Below are 17,686 nucleotides of genomic sequence, written 5' to 3' on the forward strand. Positions count from 1 at the left end.
TCATCGGTCACATCAGGACCCTAGCCACCGGGTGGCGGATCCGCTCGGTTACCCCGCCGTGGTGCCGGCATCTCGGGCTCACAACCGCCTCGGTCGTCGCGTCCTGTCCGCCGCGGGCCACTCGCTGACCTCAGGGAAAGCCAGTGCTGCGGCAGGGGCGCTGGCGCAACCCTTCGGTGTAGTCGTCGGGGGCCCCGGCCGCCTCGGCCGCGTCGGCCAGCATGCCGAGGTAGCGCGCCGACGGCAGGCCGCCTTCGTAGGCGTCGAGGACATAGGTGATCGCGGTGACGCCGCCATCCAGAGTCTGGACTCGCACGTGGATCTTGCGGTACAGCCCGATGTCGGCCCCTTCCCACTGGTCGAGGAGGGGCTCGTCGGCTGGGGCGACGTCGTAGAGGGAGACGAAGACCTGCTCCTTCTCGTCCTCGACGACGGTGGCCAAAGCGCCGTTCCAGCCGAACTCCTCGCCGCCGAAGGTGAGACGCCAGCCCACCAGCCAGCCCGTACCGCGGAGCGGCGAGTGCGGGCATCGGCTCGCCATCTCCCGAGGATCCAGGTTGGCCGCGTATGCGGCGTACAGGGTCACGGCTCCCGAGAGTAACGTCCTGCCGGTCCCCGTGGGGAGCGAACCACAGGTGATGAGGGAGAATTGAGCAGCGTGACCCGAGTCGTGATCGTGGGTGGCGGGCCCGGAGGCTACGAGGCAGCGCTCGTCGCCGCCCAGCTCGGCGCCGAGGTCTGTGTCATCGACCGTGATGGCCTCGGCGGGTCAGCGGTCCTCACCGACTGTGTGCCGAGCAAAACCTTGGTCGCCACGTCCGAGGTGATGACCCAAGTCCGGGACTCCGGCGAGCTCGGCCTCCGGATCGGCCGCGCCGCGCCGAGCTTGGGCGGCGTGACGGTCGATATCGCGAAGGTCAACGCCCGGGTCAAAGCTCTCGCTCGGGCGCAGTCCGAGGACATCGAGCGTCAGCTCCAGCGGGAAGGCATCCGGATCCTGCGGGGGACCGGCCGGCTGGAGGGACCGGACCAGGTCGTCGCGACGCTGACCGACGGCGGAACCGAGGTCCTTCCCGCGGACGTGATCCTGATCGCGACCGGGGCACATCCCCGTGTGTTGCCCCACGCGCAGCCGGACGGGGAGCGCATCCTCACCTGGGAGCAGGTCTGGGACCTCGACGAGCTTCCCCAGCGTCTCGTCGTCGTCGGGTCTGGGGTGACCGGCGCGGAGTTCGCCGGCGCCTACAACGCGCTCGGTGTCGACGTCGTGCTGGTGTCGAGCCGTGACCGCGTGCTCCCCACCGAGGACGCCGACGCCGCCAGCGTCATCGAGGACGTCTTCACCCGTCGTGGGATGACCGTGCTGTCCCGTTCTCGCGCCGAGCGGGTCGAGCGGCGGGGGGACGGTGTGGTCGTGACGCTCACCGACGGTCGAGTGGTCGAAGGCTCTCACTGTCTGCTCGCGGTCGGCTCGGTGCCGAACACCGCCGACATCGGGCTGGAGAAGGCGGGTGTGGCAGTGGACGAGCGCGGCTTCGTGGAGGTCGACCGGGTCTCCCGGACCAGCGCCCGTGGCGTCTACGCCGCAGGGGACTGCACCGGCGTCCTCATGCTCGCGTCCGTCGCGGCCATGCAAGGACGCATCGCCATGTGGCACGCGCTGGGCGACGCCGTGCAGCCGCTGAATCTCGAGGAAGTAGCGGCGACTGTCTTCACCTCGCCGGAGATCGCCACCGTCGGCTGGTCTCAGGCTGACGTCGACAGCGGTCGCGTCCAGGCCGTGGGCGTCAAGCTGCCCTTGCCGCGCAACGCGCGCGCGAAGATGCAAGGGATCCACGAAGGCTTCGTCAAGCTCTTCTGTCGTCCGGGAACCGGCATCGTCGTCGGCGGCGTCGTGGTGGCGCCCAGGGCTAGCGAGCTCATCTACCCCGTCTCGCTCGCGGTCTCGGGGCAGCTGACGGTCGACCAGGTGGCGCACGCGTTCACCGTGTACCCGTCGCTGTCCGGTTCGATCGCGGAGGCGGCCAGGCAGCTCCACCGGCGCCAATGAGCGTGCCAGCCCTGTGAAGGCGGCCGTGCGCACCTTGACGACAGTTGTCCCGGGCACCGGGCCAAACATGTGCGGGGCCGCACCTACTCGCCGCGTAGGTCCGGCCCCACTTCGGCGCTGACCCCGTCTTTTCTCCTTAGCCTCGGCGCGCCACGTTGCCGAGCACCGCCAGTCCGAGCAGTGTCATCACCGCGCCAGCGACCACGTTGGTCACGATGCTGCGCGTTGTCTCCATCGTCCCGGCGACGAGCCACGGCGAGATGATCGTCCAGACGCCCAGGATGGGAACCACCCAGCTCAACCCGTGGGTCGAGCGGAAGGTCGAGGCGTATCCAAGGGCGAGGCAGGCGGCGGCCAAGCCGACCACCAGGTTGTTGATCGCGAGGGATGGCTGATCGGCGGCGAAGCCGACGATCCACGGCGACAACGCCACGAACAGGCCGGTGATGAGCGTGAGGCCGGCGGCCATCTGAACAGCCGGACGCTCTCCGATTCGTTCATATCGGCCTTTGAGTTCGGCGATGTCTGGGTGCTCCTCGAGACGGAGCTTTTCCGTCGACATTCGGGCTACCTCCCATCAGTGGAAGGGATTCAATCCCTCAGCCCGATTCAATCGCGGTACGGCTGCCGTCCCTGCCCGCGAAAGACCACTGAGGAAGGGGTCCTTCGCCCTATGGGAAGCGACGAAACGCACCAACTCCCGACGGTTGCCTGAGGTGGGCGAGCGGCGTCTTAGAAGCCGAAGTCACCGCCGCCGAAGTCACCGCCGAAGTCTCCGCCGCCGAAGTCGTCACCACCGAGGTCACCGCCGGCGTCGACGTCTCCACCGGCGTCACCCGCGTCGGCGTCGGCGTATCCACCGTCGCCGTAGCCGCCCCACGCGCCGCCCATCATCGAGGTCATGAGGAACGCCGGGAGCAACGCGGACGTGGCGTAGCCGGCGAAGTAGCCCTGCATCCACGGCGCGTAGGCGGGCCCGCCCTGCCAGTAGGGCACGCGTTCGCCGTCGACCGTGGTGACCTTGCGGATGTCGGGCTCGGCGCCGGCACGAACCCGCTCGGCGTCGGCCGGGCAGACCGGCACACGGCGGTAGGCGCCGCCCGGCGGAGCCCACTCGACATCCTCGGTGGAGGGGCCATGCTGAGGGTTGAAGAAGCACGGTGGGCGCCGTTGCGGCAAGGGCTGGCCGTTGATTCGCGCCCGGACACACGCCACGGCGTAGCGACCGTCCTCGAGGATGGAGGCGATCTGCTTGATGTCCTCGGGGCGCTGGGCGGTGTCGATGGCCTTCTTGGCGCTGTCGTACTCGTCGAGCGCGCGCTCGTAATCCTGCCGCGTGGCCTCGTCGAGTTCACGGCCGGCGACGTCGACGTCGAGGCGCTGCAGCTCCTCCCCGAACTTGGTGACGTCCTCGGCTGCGAAGGCCTTCACCTTCTCCAGCTCAGCTGCTTCCAGCTGCCGACGTCGGGTCTGAGCACGCTGCTGGGCGACGACCGCGACCACCACGACCGTGGCGATGAGGACGAGTAGCACGATGGACACGCCGGCCTCCCTCAGCTGACCTCCTCAGTCTAAGGGGACGTCCGACAACCTCGGCATGTTCCCACCGCGCTCACCGCGGACGCTGGTGGACCCGGGGGACCCAGGGCCGGCCACCGATCGCACTGTCGAACCGGTTGTCGCCTGCGGCCGGTCGATGTCGGGCCGGGTGGGGTCGCCGTCGACTGCCGCTCGCGGCGGGTCGTCGCTCTACGTGACAGGATTGGCGCGATCTGCACCCAATCGGCGGTGCTGTGCCCGAGGCGCTACTACCGTGAGGGCATGCGGGAGTCGGCTCGACCGTCGCCTGGATCCGCTGGGAATTCCCCGGTGGACCCATGGCATCGGCTGGACGATCCGTCCGAGGCGAACGGCCAGAGCCGGTCGGACGACCCGTGCCGGCCGACCGCCGGGCAGCCGGAGGAGGCGCAGCCGGGGGGTGACTGGCCGTGGGGCGACGATCACCGGTTGGGCCAGGAGCGGTACGCCGCCGAGCTCCGTGCGGAGACCGCGAGCCTCGGCGCCTTGATCCGTGACGCGGATCCCGCACAACGGGTGGTCACCTGTCCGGACTGGTCCTTGGCGGAGCTGGTCGCGCACGTCGGTCGAAGTCACCGCTGGGCGGCGACGATCGTGGCCCAGTGCTCCATGGCGTTCGTGCCGTTCGAGACGGTCGACAATCTTCTGCCGCCGGAGGCCGGCGCCGAGCGCGCCGCCTGGCTCGTCGAAGGCGCCCGCGCGCTCGTCGACGCTGTGGCGGCGGTGGGCCCGAACACACCGGTCTGGAGCTGGACGCATGAGAAGCGGGCGGGGTTCTGGACGCGCCGGATCCTGCACGAGACGGTGATTCACCGCGCCGACGCGGCTCTCACCGTGGGATGCCCGTTCCTCGTCGCCGCCGACGTCGCCCTCGACGGCATCCTCGACTGGTTGGGGCTGCTCACCACCCCGCGCAGCGGTCCGGTCGCCGACGCACTCGCCATGCTCAGCGAGGGAGCGACGCTGGCATTCGAGACCGCCGACGTCGGTCTGGAAGGTCGCGGCGCGCGGATCCGCATCGCTCCGGATGGCGCGCACCTCGAGCCGGTCGGCGACGTCGCCGACGTGACAGTACGAGCGCCGGCGGCGGACCTGTTGCTCGTCATCATGCGGCGCCTGCCACCGACCAGCCCTGGTGTCGAGGTCTCGGGCGACGTGACGCTGCTGGAGCGCTGGCTGGCCCGCACGGCGTTTTGAGCGCCAGCTCTCCGCGACCGAGCCGTCAGTCCTTGATCTCGCAGATCACGGCGCCGGCGGAGACGGTGGAGCCCACGGCGGCCGACAGCGACGTGATCTTCCCCGCCTTGTGCGCGTTGACGGGCTGCTCCATCTTCATCGCCTCGAGGACCACCACGAGGTCGCCGGCTTCGACGGTCTGCCCCTCCTCGACCGCGACCTTGACGAGCGTGCCCTGCATGGGCGCGGTGAGCGCGTCACCCGACGCGGTGGGCACGGCCTTGGTGGGGTTGGAGCGTCGGGGCGGTTTCCGCCCACCGCCAGGGTTCCGCGAGCCGCCGGCGAGACCGAGACCGGCCGGGAGAACGACCTCCAGCCGCTTGCCGTCGACTTCGACGGTGACCTTCTCCCGCTCCTGCGGCTCGGCCGCCTCGACGGCTCCCTCGTAGGGCGGGATCGTCTGGTCGAACTCGGTCTCGATCCAGCGCGTGTGCACGTCGAGTCGACCCTCCGGGGCGGTGAACGCGGGGTCTTGCAGCACCGCCCGGTGGAAGGGGAGGACGGTCGGCATGCCCTCGATCTCGAACTCCTCGAGCGCCCGACGGGCCCGCTGCAGCGCCTGCGCGCGGTCGGCCCCCGTGACGATGAGCTTGGCGATGAGCGAGTCGAAGACGCCGGGGACCGTCTCGCCCTCCTCGTATCCGCTGTCGAGCCGCACGCCTGGACCGGTCGGCGGCCGCCAGCGGACGAGCTTGCCGGGCGCCGGGAGGAAGCCCCGGCCGGGGTCCTCGGCGTTGATCCGGAACTCGATCGAGTGCCCGCGGACCGGCGGCGCGTCGTAGCCGAGCGGTTCACCAGCCGCGATCCGGAACTGCTCCCGCACCAGGTCCAAGCCGGTGACTTCCTCGGTCACCGGATGCTCGACCTGCAGGCGTGTGTTGACCTCCAGGAAGCTGATCGTGCCGTCCTGCCCGACCAAGAACTCACAGGTGCCGGCTCCGACGTAGCCCGCCTCGGCGAGGATCGCCTGGCTCGCCTGGGTGAGGGTGCGCACTTGCTCGTCGGTGAGGAACGGCGCCGGGGCCTCCTCGACCAGCTTCTGGTGCCGACGTTGCAGGGAGCAATCTCGGGTGGAGACCACCACGACGTTCCCGTGCCGGTCGGCCAGGCACTGGGTCTCGACGTGCCGAGGTCGGTCCAGGTAACGCTCGACGAAGCACTCGCCGCGCCCGAACGCCGTGACCGCCTCCCGGACCGCGGACTCGAACAGCTCCGGGATCTCCTCCAGCGTTCGGGCGACCTTGAGACCTCGGCCACCGCCGCCGTACGCGGCCTTGATGGCAACGGGGAGACCGTGCTCGCGGGCGAAGGCCACCACCGCGTCGGCGTCGGCAACAGGCTCGGTCGTCCCGGGGACGAGGGGGGCGCCCACCTTCGCCGCGATGGAGCGGGCGCGCACCTTGTCGCCGAGCGCGTCGATCGCCTCCGGAGGTGGACCGATCCAGGTCAGGCCGGCCTGCGTCACCGCGCGGGCGAACTCGGCGTTCTCGGCGAGGAAGCCATAGCCGGGGTGGACGGCGTCTGCGCCCGAGCGCCGTGCGACGTCGAGCAGCTTGTCGATCGCGAGGTATGTCTCGGCTGGGGTGGTGCCGCCGAGGGCGTAAGCCTCGTCGGCGACCCGCACATGCAGGGCGTCGCGGTCGACGTCCGCGTAGACCGCCACGCTGGCCAGACCGGCGTCCCGGCACGCGCGCGCGATCCGGACGGCGATCTCTCCGCGGTTGGCGATGAGCACCTTCGCGATGGTCGACACCCTGCTTGCACCTCCACGGTCTGGTGGCGTGGCTTCCCGGAGTCTAGAACCCCGGGCTCGCCGGTGCGCCGAATGCGGGGCGAGCACCCCTCCGGCGATGGCACACCGTCAAGAGCTCGTCAGCTCGGCGTCGCGACGGTTGACGCGCCGGCGGCGCCAGGACGAGACACCGGTCGCGGCGAACAGGACCGCGACGACAGCGCTGAGGACGCCGACCAGCACGGCGCGCGGCCCGGAGAGCTGTCCCCGTGGCGCCTCGGTCCGTTGGTTCACGAGCGGATCGCCGTCGAGTACGTTCCCACGTGGGCCAGCTCCACTATCGCTGCCGCTGGTCTCGTCGTCACTCCCCGTGGGATCGCCGGTGGAATGGGGGCGGAAGGTCGTGGCCGCCCCGTCCGGGCCCGGTACGAGGATCCCGAGGTCGTCGACGTACGGAGGGGCGCCGTCTCCTCCGCGTCCCTCGATCCCGATGAGGATCTCGATCGGCAGCAGGTAGGTCTCCCCGTCGCGGTCGTCACCCAAGCCGACCGCCACCACGTAGTCGCCCGGTATCACCGTGCTCGTCTGTGGCGCGCCGCCGGCGTCGCGATTGGCGTAGCGGACCTCGACGGTCGTGGCGCGGGCGTGCGAGCTCGTGGTGGGGCTGAGCAGCACGTGGTCCTGTCCGGCCACCTCGCTGAGCGTCGCGACCGCCTCCCCGCGGGTCGGCCCGATCAGCGTGAGGTCCAGGAGGTGCGGGGCGTCGAGGAGTCCCGCCACCTTCGCCGGCGGTCGTGGGACGCGGACCTCGGCCTCCAGCCGCTGTCCCCAGTCCAGGCGCACGCGGACGAACTGCACCTCGCCGGGGAACAGCGAGGTGCGGTACCGGCCGGGGCCCACCAGGGGCGCGTCGGAGAACGACGCGCCTGGCGTCACCTCGGTGGCCGCCTCGCCGGTCGGACCGCGCCAGGGGGGACGGATCGGCGCCGGCGGGGGAAGGTCGTCGCGCGAGGCGACGGGTGGCTCCTCGAGGATGACGATCTCGATCGGTACGCCGTCGAGTGTGGACTGGGAGCCGCTCCGCCGGCTGGCGTGGTCCGCTGCGCCCGTGCTTCCCGATTGCCGTAGTGCGAGGACCAGCTCCCGTCCCCGCTGGCAGTCCCGATGGTGCGCGGTGAAGGGGTCCCAGCTGGAGACGGACGCGGTGACCACCGGGTTGGTGCGCGCGTAGCTGACGCCGGTGCCGAGCCCGTACCCGCAGCCGTCGCCGTCGGGTGTCCGGAGATCGAGGTGGATGGCGGCGATCGCCTGACTCGGAGCCGGTCGCGCGCTGGCTCCGATGTACAGGGTCGAGCTGTCCATGGAGCGGCGGAGCCGGTAGTAGCGCGTCTCGCCCTGACGCGGTGCGGTGTCGACGTACTGTCCCGCCCGCAGGACCGGCGCCGAGTCGACGGTGGATGTCCCGGAGACCGGTCGCCCGGCCACCCGGAACGGCCGGAATGCTCGGACCGACAGTCGGTGCAGGCTGACCGCGAGGTCGTTCGCGTCATCGGCCTCGTAGAACGTGCCGCTTCCGGCGTCGGCGATGCAGCGCAGCTGCTTCCTGGCTTCGGGGTCGACGCGGTAGCCCACGACGTCGATCTTCACCTCGATGCCGAGGCCGGTGATCTCCCGCGCCGTCGCGCACGGGTCAGGGTCGCAGGTCTCCTCGCCGTCGGACACGAGCAGGATGGTGCGCCGGCCGCTGGTCCCGAGGTCCTTCGCCGCTTGTCGGAGGGAGTAGGCGATCGGGGTCTCGCCGTAGGGGCGGAAGCTCGCCAGCGCTTGCGTGAGCGCGGGTCGGTCGACGCGCCCGACCGGCACGACGAGCTGGGTGTCGGTGCAGGCGCGCGGATCGGACGGGTCGTAGACCGTCGCCCCGTACACGCGCAGTCCCACGAGCGCGTCGTCGGGCAGGCGGGGAATGAGGTCACGAAACGCCTGACGAGCTGCCTCGATCTTCGTGCCGCCGTCGTCGTCCGGCTCCTCCATCGACCCGGAGGAGTCGAAGAGCAGCAGCAACTTGCCGTGAGCAGAGTCGTCCGTGCCGGCGTTCATGTCGGCCGGGCCCGTGCCGTCATCGGTGGTCACCGAGGTCGCGATGGATTCCGTGGTCGGTGCGGCGGTGGTCGGCGACAGGTTCGACCGTGTGCGGTTCGGTGGGTTCGACGGCGTGACGTCCGACCATGGTGCATTCACGTGAGCCCCATCCGCGTGGTTGCCCTTCGCGTGGGCGGCGGCACTGGGACCGGCGGTGATGGTGGCCATGAGGAGGGCGGGGAGGGCCACGGTGCGAAGGAAGGTGTGGAGAGCGCGCGACCGGGTCGGCATCGTCCTCCATGTCTCGCGCCAGCGGTCGCCGGAGGGCGCCACGGCGCATCCGATGATCACGAAGGGGCGCCGTGGAGCTTGCCACATTTTCTCCCGCTTTGCCCAGGTCGCGACAGGATCCGGACGCCCAACAGCTCGGGTCCGGCTTGGCGGTCAGCCCCGTCGGCGCGCCGAGCGGCCCTGTCGTCCTGCGCTGTCCGTCGAGCGCTTCCGTCGTCCCGAGCGGTCCTGTCGCTCCAGGCGCCGCAGGTCGGCGCGGCACCGGCGTTCGACCTCGTCGAGCTCGGCGAGGGTGGCCTCGATATCCCGACGACGTTGCTCCAGCTCGGCACGGCGGACCGCGATCTGGTCCAGCAGGTAGCGCAGTTGCCCGACCTCGCCGGGTTCGGCGTCGTACATGTCGAGGATGTGCGCGATCTCCCGGAGGGAGAAGCCCAGCCGTTTGCCTCGCAGGATCAGCCCCAACCGGACCCGGTCACGGGCGTGGAAGACGCGTTGGTTGCCTCGCCGCTCGGGGGAGAGCAGCCCTTGGTCCTCGTAGAAGCGAATGGTGCGCAGGCTCACCGCGTACTCCTGGGCGAGCTCGCTGATCGTCCAGGTCCGTTGGGCTTGGCGGGAGGCTGTCGTCATTCGGGATTCCTTGCGCCGCTCGACGAGTGGTGCTTACGTTTACGTAAGCGTAAACAGGCCGGCGTGGCCAGAGCGGCGGAGGCTCCGATGGCGTTCGAGCTTTCCCCAGAGCATGAGGCGTTCCGCCAGGTGGTGCGTGACTTCGCCCAAGCCGAGATCGCGCCGTTCGCGGCCGACTGGGACGCGCGTCGCCACTTCCCGGTCGAGACGGTGCGCGCCATGGGCAAGCTCGGGCTGTTCGGGATCACCGTCCCGGAAGAGTACGGCGGCTCGGGCGGTGACTTCGTGAGCCTCTGCGTCGCGATCGAGGAGATCGGCCGCGTGGACCAGTCCTTGGGCATCACCCTCGAAGCGGCGGTGGGTCTCGGTATCGGCCCGATCATGGCGTGGGGGACGCCGGACCAGAAGAGCCGCTGGCTGCCCGCGTTGGCGGCGGGGGAGGCGCTCGCCGGCTTCGGGCTCACCGAGGCGGAGGCGGGATCCGACGCTGCGGCCACCCGCACCCGAGCCGTCCTCGACGGCGATACCTGGGTGATCAACGGCTCCAAACAGTTCATCACCAACTCCGGAACGCCGATCACGTCGCTCGTCACCATCACCGCGCGCACCGGCGAGACTCCGGACGGGCGCCCGGAGATCTCAGCGATCATCGTCCCTTCCGGAACGCCTGGCTTCATCGTCGAACCCGCCTACGACAAGCTCGGCTGGCACGCCTCCGACACACATCCGTTGACGTTCGACAACTGCCGAGTGCCGGCGGATCACCTGCTCGGGGAGCGAGGAGCTGGGTTCAAGCAGTTCCTGTGCGCCCTCGACGAGGGCAGGATCGCCCTCGCCGCGCTGTCGGTCGGTCTAGCGCAAGCATGTCTTGACGCAGCGACGGAGCACGCCCGAACCCGGACGGCTTTCGGCAAGCCGATCGGCGCCAAGCAGGGCATCGCCTTCCAGCTCGCCGACCTCGCGGTGGCGGTGAAGGCGGCCCGTTTGCTCACCTACCAGGCCGCCGCCGCCAAGGACGCGGGTCGACCGCGGTCGGAGATCAGACAGGCGGCGGCGATGGCCAAGCTGTTCGCGAGCGAGGCCGCGGTGACGGCGACCCGCATCGCCACCCAGGTGTACGGCGGGTACGGCTTCATCGAGGAGAACCCGGTCGCCCGCTTCTATCGGGACGCCAAGATCCTCGAGATCGGCGAGGGGACGAGCGAGATCCAGCGCGTGCTCATCGCCCGCGGCCTGGGTCTGCCGGTCGAGTAGATCCCGCCCGGCGCGCCCCGAGGCGGGACGCGGACGACGTCGGAGAGCCCGCGCGGAGAGCGGAGGAAGGTGGCGCGATGGTGGCCGAGTCGGTAGGCGATCCGGTGAGCCGGAGCGCTCGCGTCGAGCACGACGTGGGCCAGGCGCGCGACGTCGTCCGGGCGGTCTCCGCCGCGCGCGAGGCGACGCTGCGCCCGACGGAGCGGGGTGCCGCGAGGCTGGCGAGCCAGAACAAGCTCTACGTGCGCGACCGTATCGACTTGCTCGTCGACCCGGGAACCTTCGTCGAGGACGGTCAGCTCGCCAACGCCCTCGCCGAGGGGCTGCCCGCGGACGGGGTGGTGACCGGACGCGCGCTGGTCGACGGCCGACCGGTCCTGGTCGTGGCCAACGACCCGACGGTCAAGGCGGGCTCGTGGGGCGCGCGCACCGTGGAGAAGATCATCCGGATCACCGAGATCGCGCTCCGTGACGAGCTGCCGATCTTCTGGTTCATCGACTCGGCGGGCGCGCGGATCACCGACCAGGTGGAGCTGTTCCCCGGTCGTCGTGGTGCCGGCCGCATCTTCGCCAACCAGGTGGCGCTCTCGGGCAAGGTGGCGCAGGTGTGCTGTCTGTTCGGGCCGTCGGCGGCGGGTGGCGCGTACATTCCGTCGTTCTGCGACATCGTGATCATGGTCGACGGCAACGCGTCGATGTACCTCGGGTCGCCGCGGATGGCGGAGATGGTGGTGGGCGAGAAGGTGTCGCTGGAGGAGATGGGCGGCGCGCGCATGCACGTGACCGTCTCCGGGTGCGGTGACTTGTTGGCCGCCGACGACGCCGAGGCGATCGAGCTGGCGAAGGCGTACTTCTCCTATGTGCCGTCGACCTGGCGCGAGCGTCCCCCGTCGTTCGACCCCAGACCGCCGGCGCGCGAGTTCACCGCTGACCTGGTGCCCGAGCAGGAGAACGCCGGGTACGACATGCACCAGGTGCTCGACGCGCTGCTCGACGCCGAGACCTTCTTCGAGATCAAGCCGTTGTACGCGCCGGAGCTCATCGTGGGTTTCGGCTGCCTCGAAGGCCAGGTGGTCGGCGTCGTCGCGAACAACCCGGCGGTCAAGGGTGGCGTGCTCTTCGTCGACAGTGCCGACAAGGCGGCCAGGTTCATCTGGCTGTGCGACGCGTTCAACGTGCCGCTGCTCTACCTCGCCGACGTGCCGGGTTTCATGATCGGGAGCGAGGTGGAGCGGCAGGGGATCATCCGCGCCGGCGCGAAGATGATCACGGCGGTCGCGGAGGCCACGGTGCCGACGGTCTCGGTGATCGTGCGCAAGGCCTACGGTGCTGGGCTCTACGCCATGTGTGGTCCCGGCTTCTCACCTGACTCCTGTATCGCTCTGCCGACCGCGAAGATCGCCGTCATGGGACCCGAGGCGGCGGTCAACGCCGTCTACTACAACCGGATCGCCCAGATCGCCGATCCCGAGGAGCGAGCCGCCTACGTCGCGAAGCTGCGTCGGGAGTACGAGCGGGACATCGACATCCTCCGGCTGGCCTCGGACCTCGTCATCGACGCGGTCGTCGAACCCGAGCGGCTGCGCGCGGAGGTAGTCGCCCGGCTGGCCGCCGCCCAGACGAAGGAACGCCGCACGCCGGACAAGCGTCACGGTGTTCCTCCGGTCTGAGCGTGTGGTGTCGGCCGGCCTCGCTGGGCACCCGACCGGTGACCACGCATGTGAACCGGTCACGTCATCCGGAGCGGTCACGCACGCGCGGCGGTACTCACCGGGGAGCGGTGGCGTCCTGGGCGGGTGGGGACGGCTCCATCGCGGCCGCCTGCCGAGAGGCGTCGCTCGCAGGACGACCGCCGCCGAGCGTGCCCGCTCCTCCGCGCGACCGTGACGGCCGGTGGACACAGGTGGTGCGCTCCTCGACACGCTGCATGTCCTTCGGCGGACGCGACGTCTTAGCTCGTGGGACGGTGCGAGGCGGCGCGAGCGGCTACGGCAGGATGGCCGCGATTGGCACGTGCCCGGTCGAGGGGAGCGCCACCCCTCGACGGTACTGTGCAGACCGATCGCTGGCTCATGACGATGGAGCGGAGAGACGATGGCGACACCCCTCGCCCTGCAGCTCTACACGGTACGTAACGCGCTGGCCGAGGACCGTGCGGCGGCGCTCGCCCGGGCTGCCGAGAAAGGTTTCCGGGCGGTCGAGGCGTTCGGCATCGGGGACCCCCAGCGCGACGTGTCAGAGCGACTCGCCGACGCGCGCGAGTTCCGCGCCCAGCTCGATGCCGCCGGCCTTCGGGTTATCGCCGCGCACGGATCGGTGCCCGAGGGGGACGACGCGGAGGCGGTCTTCGACGAGCTGGAGATCCTCGGCACCGACCGGCTGATCGCGCCGGCTCCGGGTGCGGTGGCCGGCGTCGGTGGCGGCTGGGGTCCGGACGTCCTCGCCAGCTCCGACAAGGCCAAGCTGCTCGCCGACAAGCTCAACGCGGCCGCGGAGCGCGCGCAGGCGCGCGGCGTCCACATCGGGTACCACAACCACGACTTCGAGTGGCGGCAGGTCGAGGACGGCACGCCGGCCTACGACGTCCTCGTCCGCAACCTCGATCCCCGCGTCTTCCTCGAGGTGGACGTCTACTGGGCGCACACGGCGGGCCAGGACCCGGCCAAGGTCATCGCGTCGTACGCGGACCGGGTCTACACGCTGCACGTCAAGGACGGCCCAGGCGTCCGTGGACAGCTGCAGACGGCGGTGGGCGAGGGCTCGGTCGACAACGCCGCCGCCATCCGGGCCGGGACGAACGTCGCCTACCACGTCATCGAGCTGGACGAGGCGGCCGGTGACCCGTTCGACGTGGCCAAGGCCGGCGCCGAGTGGCTGGTCCGCAACGGCTACTCGACTTGGACCGTCTGATCTGATCGGGTAGACCGGCAGTCCGGCTCACCGGCTCAGGCACGGTCACTCGGTGGCCGACCCGTTCCACGGATGCCCATCGGGATGCAGGAGGCGGACACGTGCAGCTACTGCGTTTGGGAGACCGAGGCGCGGAGCGTCCCGTCGCCCGTGCGGACGACGGGACGCTGTACGACATCTCGTCGATCACACCTGACATCGACGGTCGCTTCCTCGCCAGCGATGGCATCGCGCGGGTCCGCGACGCCCTCGCGGCGGGCGGCCTGCCCCGGGTGGACGATCCTGCCGACGGGTCCGGCCTCCGCGTGGGTGCCCCGATCGCCCAGCCGGGCGCCGTGCTGTGCATCGGCCAGAACTACGCCGCCCACGCGGCGGAATCGGGGTCCCCACCGCCGGAGACGCCGATCCTCTTCTTCAAGCACCCCAACACGGTCGTGGGCCCCTACGACGACGTCCTCATCCCGCGCGGCTCGACCCGTACGGACTGGGAGGTCGAGCTGGGCGTGGTGATCGGCAAGCGAGCCCGCTACCTGGACTCGCCGGAGGCGGCCCTCGACCACGTCGCGGGATACGTCGTGTCCAACGACGTGTCCGAGCGAACCTTCCAGCTCGACCAGTCCGGCGGCCAGTGGTCGAAGGGCAAGTGCGCCGAGACGTTCAACCCACTCGGCCCATGGCTGGTGCCGGCCGACGAGGTGCGGCCCGACGATCTGGGTCTGCGGTCGTGGGTGAACGGCGAGATCCGCCAGGACTCCACCACCGCCGACATGATCTTCGACGTGGGCTACCTGATCTGGCACCTGTCGCAGTACATGGTGCTCGACCCGGGTGACCTGCTGAACACGGGTACGCCGCAAGGGGTGGCGTTGTCCGGACGCTTCCCGTACCTGAAGGCCGGCGACGTGATGGAGCTGGAGATCGACGGTCTGGGCCGGCAGCGTCAGCGTCTGGTCCAGGCCTGAGCGGGAGGACGACGCCTCATGGGGGACTTCGACGGATTGGTGGCGCTGGTCACCGGTGGCGCGTCTGGCATCGGGCTGGCGACCGCGACGCTGCTCGCGGAGCGCGGCGCTCAGGTCGCCTGCCTGGACCTGCGAGCGGACACGGTGCGGGAGCCGCTCGTCGGTGTCCCGTGTGACGTCACCGACGACGCGTCGGTGCGCCGTGCGGTCCAGGCTGTCGTCGACCGGTTCGGCCGCCTCGACATCGTGGTCAACAACGCGGGCATCGGCGCGCAAGGCACCGTTGCGGACAACGACGACGCCGAGTGGCATCGGGTCCTCGACGTCAACGTCGTCGGTATCGCGCGGGTGAGCCGGGCGGCGCTGCCTCACCTCCGGCAGTCACCGTCCGCCGTCATCGTCAACACCTGCTCGGTCGCGGCGACGGCAGGTCTTCCGCAGCGCGCCCTCTACAGCGCGTCCAAGGGCGCGGTGCGCGCACTCACGTTCGCGATGGCGGCTGACCACGTGCACGAGGGGATCCGGGTCAACTGCGTCAATCCCGGGACGGTGGACACGCCGTGGGTCAGCCGGCTCCTCGAGCGGGCCGACGACCCGGAGGCCGAGCGCAAGGCGCTGGAGGCGCGCCAGCCGATGGGGCGGCTCGTGTCCCCCCGCGAGGTGGCGGAGGCGATCGTCTACCTCGCCTCGCCGACGGCTGGGGCGTCGACCGGTGTCGAGCTCGCCGTCGACGGCGGGATGCAGAACCTCCGGCTACGCCCGCGCGTCACCTAGCGGTTCCACAGCTCGGGCCACGCGACGCCGAGGTCGGCGAGGAGACGACGGAGCAGCGGGAGCGACAGGCCGACCACGTTGTGGTGGTCTCCCTCGACCTTGTCGACGAACGGGCCGCCGAGGCCGTCGATGGTGAACCCACCCGCGACGGAGAGGGGCTCGCCGGTGGCGACGTAGGCGTTGATCTCGTCGTCGGAGAGGTCGGCGAAGTGGACCACCGTCGACTCGACGCCCTCCACCTGGTGTCCGGAGCCGGTCTCGATGACGCAGTGCCCGGTGTGGAGGACGCCCGCTCGCCCACGCATCATCCGCCAACGGCGGACCGCCTCGTGGGGAGTTCCGGGCTTGCCGTACGTGACGCCGTCCAGCTCGAGGACGGAGTCGGCGCCGATCACGAGCGCGGCGGGCCCGCTCAGCGTGGCGGCGACCGCCTGGGCCTTTCGCCGGGCGAGCACCAGCGCGTGCTCGGCGGCCGAGGCGGCGGGCACGTCGTTCTCGTCGACCCCGGAGACGACGACCTCCGGCTCGATGCCGGCGGACCGGAGTGTGGCCAGTCGGGCGGGAGATGCCGAGGCGAGCACCAGTCGGCGCCCGCCGGATCGCACTGCGTCGCGCACCCGCGCATTCTATGAACGCAGCTGGCGGAAGCCTTTCGTGTCAAGGACGTCGCGGTAGGTCACTATCGTGGGGGTCTGTATGGTCACCTCGGTGTCATGCGCGTCATCGACGCCGTGCGGGGGAGTAGCGACGCCGGCAACGCACACCTCGGAGGAGACCTGTGACCATGGAGCCGTCCGACCTTCCGGCGGTGCTCGACGACGAGCTCCGGCAACGACGCGAGGCGGGTTACGACGTCTCACCGGTGCTCGACCAGCTCGACCGGCCACCACGTGAGGTCTCGCCCACACGCGCACGAGCCCTCCTGGACCAGCTGGAACGGCTTCCCCGTCGGCCCGACTGGCCCTACGTCGAGCCCTCCGATCGGGAGGGGATCGAGGCGGAGCTGCCGCCGGCGTCGCCGCCTGCCCGGCCAATCGGCAACGCGGAGCTACGTGACCGCATCGAGGCCGCCTGGCTCGGCCGGTGCGCGGGCAACTGCCTTGGAAAGCCGGTGGAGAACGGCGCGTTCTGGACTCCCGAACGCCTGCGGCACTACCTGGAGCTGTCCGGGAACTACCCGATCAGGGACTACATCCGCCGGCTCGACCCGATGCCCGAGGGCTTCGAGCTCAACCCCTGCTGGACCGAGACGACCAAGGGCCGGGTGGTCGCCGCGCCGCGTGACGACGACCTGGACTACACCCTGCTCGGCCTTCACCTGCTGGAGACCCGAGGTTTCGACTACACCTGCGCGGACGTCGCCGAGGAATGGCTGCTGCGTCTGCCGTACCACCTCACCTACACCGCCGAGCGGGTCACCTACCGCAACCTCGTCAACGGCGTCGAGCCGGAGCGCGCGGCGGTCGTCGACAACCCCTACCGGGAATGGATCGGCGCGCAGATTCGCGGTGACGTGTTCGGGTACGTCTGCGCGGGACGGCCGCGGGATGCCGCGCTCCTGGCCTACCAGGACGCGGTGCTGTCCCACCGGGGCAACGGCATCTACGGCGAGATGTGGGCGGCGGCTCTCGTCGCGGCCGCGTTCACGGCGACCACGCTGCGCGACGCGGTGGAGGAGTCGCTGCGGCACGTGCCGGCACGTTCCCGACTCGCCGAGGCGCTGCGCTGGGCGGTCGAGGTCTACGACAGCAAGGTGACGTGGGAGGAGGCCCGCGCCCGCCTGGACGAGCGCTACGGTCACTACCACTGGGTGCACACCATCAACAACGCCGTCGCCTGTGTCTTCGGGCTGCTGTACGCCGAGGACGACTACACCAACGCGATCGGTCTCACAGTGCAAGCTGGCCTTGACACGGACTCCAATGGCGGAACGGTCGGCTCGGTCGCGGGTGCGTTCGCGGGCCGGGGCGGCATCCCACGACACTGGACCTCGCCGTTCTCCGACACCCTGCGCAGTGGTCTGTTCGGCTTCGACCACAGCAGCATTCGTGACCTCGCCGAGCGCACGTTCGCGCTGGCGCGGACCTACGCCTGCCAGCGCGCGCAGCCGGTGTCCCGGCTCGACCGAGGCGACTCGACGTCCTCGCGGTCGTGAGCGGCACCGGCTTCCGCTCCTGAGCGGGATGAGTG

Annotated in this window: 15 protein-coding genes; 8 read left to right on the top strand and 7 right to left on the bottom strand. The window is 70.6% G+C overall.

The annotated features are described in order from the left end of the window. Nucleotides 1-130: 130 nt before the first annotated feature. Complete coding sequence (locus DFJ64_RS14365; RefSeq protein ID WP_115850915.1) at nt 131-586, bottom strand: gamma-glutamylcyclotransferase; 456 nt, start codon at nt 584-586, stop codon at nt 131-133. A 72-nt stretch (nt 587-658) separates the two neighbouring features. On the opposite strand from DFJ64_RS14365, the gene DFJ64_RS14370 reads away from it, so the two are divergent. Then, nucleotides 659-2,050 (top strand): NAD(P)H-quinone dehydrogenase, encoded by a 1,392-nt coding sequence (locus DFJ64_RS14370; protein ID WP_115850916.1) that lies wholly within the window; start codon nt 659-661, stop codon nt 2,048-2,050. A 136-nt stretch (nt 2,051-2,186) separates the two neighbouring features. Here DFJ64_RS14370 and DFJ64_RS14375 read toward each other — a convergent pair whose 3' ends face one another. Both DFJ64_RS14375 and DFJ64_RS14380 read right to left on the bottom strand, forming a co-directional pair. Then, nucleotides 2,187-2,612: an SPW repeat protein gene (locus DFJ64_RS14375; RefSeq protein ID WP_115850917.1), complete on the bottom strand. Its 426-nt coding sequence runs from the start codon at nt 2,610-2,612 to the stop codon at nt 2,187-2,189. A 170-nt stretch (nt 2,613-2,782) separates the two neighbouring features. Then, entirely contained in the window at nt 2,783-3,592 is an 810-nt protein-coding gene (locus tag DFJ64_RS14380) for a hypothetical protein (protein WP_115850918.1), read from the bottom strand. Between the two features lie 327 nt (nt 3,593-3,919). Between DFJ64_RS14380 and DFJ64_RS14385 the strand changes: the two genes are divergently transcribed. Beyond that, the gene (locus DFJ64_RS14385; RefSeq protein ID WP_170152622.1) at nt 3,920-4,825 is read left to right on the top strand and encodes a maleylpyruvate isomerase family mycothiol-dependent enzyme; all 906 of its coding nucleotides are present in this window, start codon (nt 3,920-3,922) and stop codon (nt 4,823-4,825) included. A 25-nt stretch (nt 4,826-4,850) separates the two neighbouring features. Here DFJ64_RS14385 and DFJ64_RS14390 read toward each other — a convergent pair whose 3' ends face one another. The 3 genes from DFJ64_RS14390 to DFJ64_RS14400 form a co-directional block, all read right to left on the bottom strand. Beyond that, on the bottom strand, nt 4,851-6,617 hold the full coding sequence (locus DFJ64_RS14390) for an acetyl/propionyl/methylcrotonyl-CoA carboxylase subunit alpha (protein ID WP_211310622.1): 1,767 nt from the start codon (nt 6,615-6,617) through the stop codon (nt 4,851-4,853). A 108-nt stretch (nt 6,618-6,725) separates the two neighbouring features. Beyond that, nucleotides 6,726-8,966 carry a vWA domain-containing protein gene (locus DFJ64_RS14395; RefSeq protein WP_170152623.1) on the bottom strand — a complete coding sequence of 747 codons (2,241 nt, stop codon included), beginning with the start codon at nt 8,964-8,966 and terminating at the stop codon, nt 6,726-6,728. A gap of 153 nt (nt 8,967-9,119) precedes the next feature. Beyond that, the gene (locus tag DFJ64_RS14400; protein WP_115850921.1) at nt 9,120-9,596 is read right to left on the bottom strand and encodes a MerR family transcriptional regulator; all 477 of its coding nucleotides are present in this window, start codon (nt 9,594-9,596) and stop codon (nt 9,120-9,122) included. An 87-nt stretch (nt 9,597-9,683) separates the two neighbouring features. Here DFJ64_RS14400 and DFJ64_RS14405 point away from each other — a divergent pair, with 87 nt between their 5' ends. The 5 genes from DFJ64_RS14405 (at nt 9,684) to DFJ64_RS14425 (ending at nt 15,496) form a co-directional block, all read left to right on the top strand. After that, nucleotides 9,684-10,850, top strand: a complete 1,167-nt coding sequence (locus DFJ64_RS14405; RefSeq protein WP_115850922.1) for an acyl-CoA dehydrogenase family protein — start codon at nt 9,684-9,686, stop codon at nt 10,848-10,850. An 80-nt stretch (nt 10,851-10,930) separates the two neighbouring features. After that, nucleotides 10,931-12,520: an acyl-CoA carboxylase subunit beta gene (locus DFJ64_RS14410; protein WP_245941134.1), complete on the top strand. Its 1,590-nt coding sequence runs from the start codon at nt 10,931-10,933 to the stop codon at nt 12,518-12,520. A gap of 424 nt (nt 12,521-12,944) precedes the next feature. Then, the gene (locus tag DFJ64_RS14415) at nt 12,945-13,760 is read left to right on the top strand and encodes a sugar phosphate isomerase/epimerase family protein (protein WP_115850924.1); all 816 of its coding nucleotides are present in this window, start codon (nt 12,945-12,947) and stop codon (nt 13,758-13,760) included. 101 nt (nt 13,761-13,861) lie between these two features. After that, entirely contained in the window at nt 13,862-14,722 is an 861-nt protein-coding gene (locus tag DFJ64_RS14420; protein WP_115850925.1) for a fumarylacetoacetate hydrolase family protein, read from the top strand. Nucleotides 14,723-14,740: 18 nt separating this feature from the next. Continuing rightward, the gene (locus DFJ64_RS14425) at nt 14,741-15,496 is read left to right on the top strand and encodes an SDR family NAD(P)-dependent oxidoreductase (RefSeq protein WP_115850926.1); all 756 of its coding nucleotides are present in this window, start codon (nt 14,741-14,743) and stop codon (nt 15,494-15,496) included. Here the strand turns inward: DFJ64_RS14425 and DFJ64_RS14430 are convergent. Continuing rightward, complete coding sequence (locus DFJ64_RS14430; protein ID WP_115850927.1) at nt 15,493-16,113, bottom strand: Maf family protein; 621 nt, start codon at nt 16,111-16,113, stop codon at nt 15,493-15,495. The genes DFJ64_RS14425 and DFJ64_RS14430 overlap by 4 nt on opposite strands. A 167-nt stretch (nt 16,114-16,280) precedes the next feature. On the opposite strand from DFJ64_RS14430, the gene DFJ64_RS14435 reads away from it, so the two are divergent. Further along, on the top strand, nt 16,281-17,651 hold the full coding sequence (locus DFJ64_RS14435; protein WP_115852105.1) for an ADP-ribosylglycohydrolase family protein: 1,371 nt from the start codon (nt 16,281-16,283) through the stop codon (nt 17,649-17,651). Nucleotides 17,652-17,686: the final 35 nt, after the last annotated feature.

The sequence above is a fragment of the Thermasporomyces composti genome, from assembly GCF_003386795.1.
GTDB lineage: Bacteria > Actinomycetota > Actinomycetes > Propionibacteriales > Actinopolymorphaceae > Thermasporomyces > Thermasporomyces composti.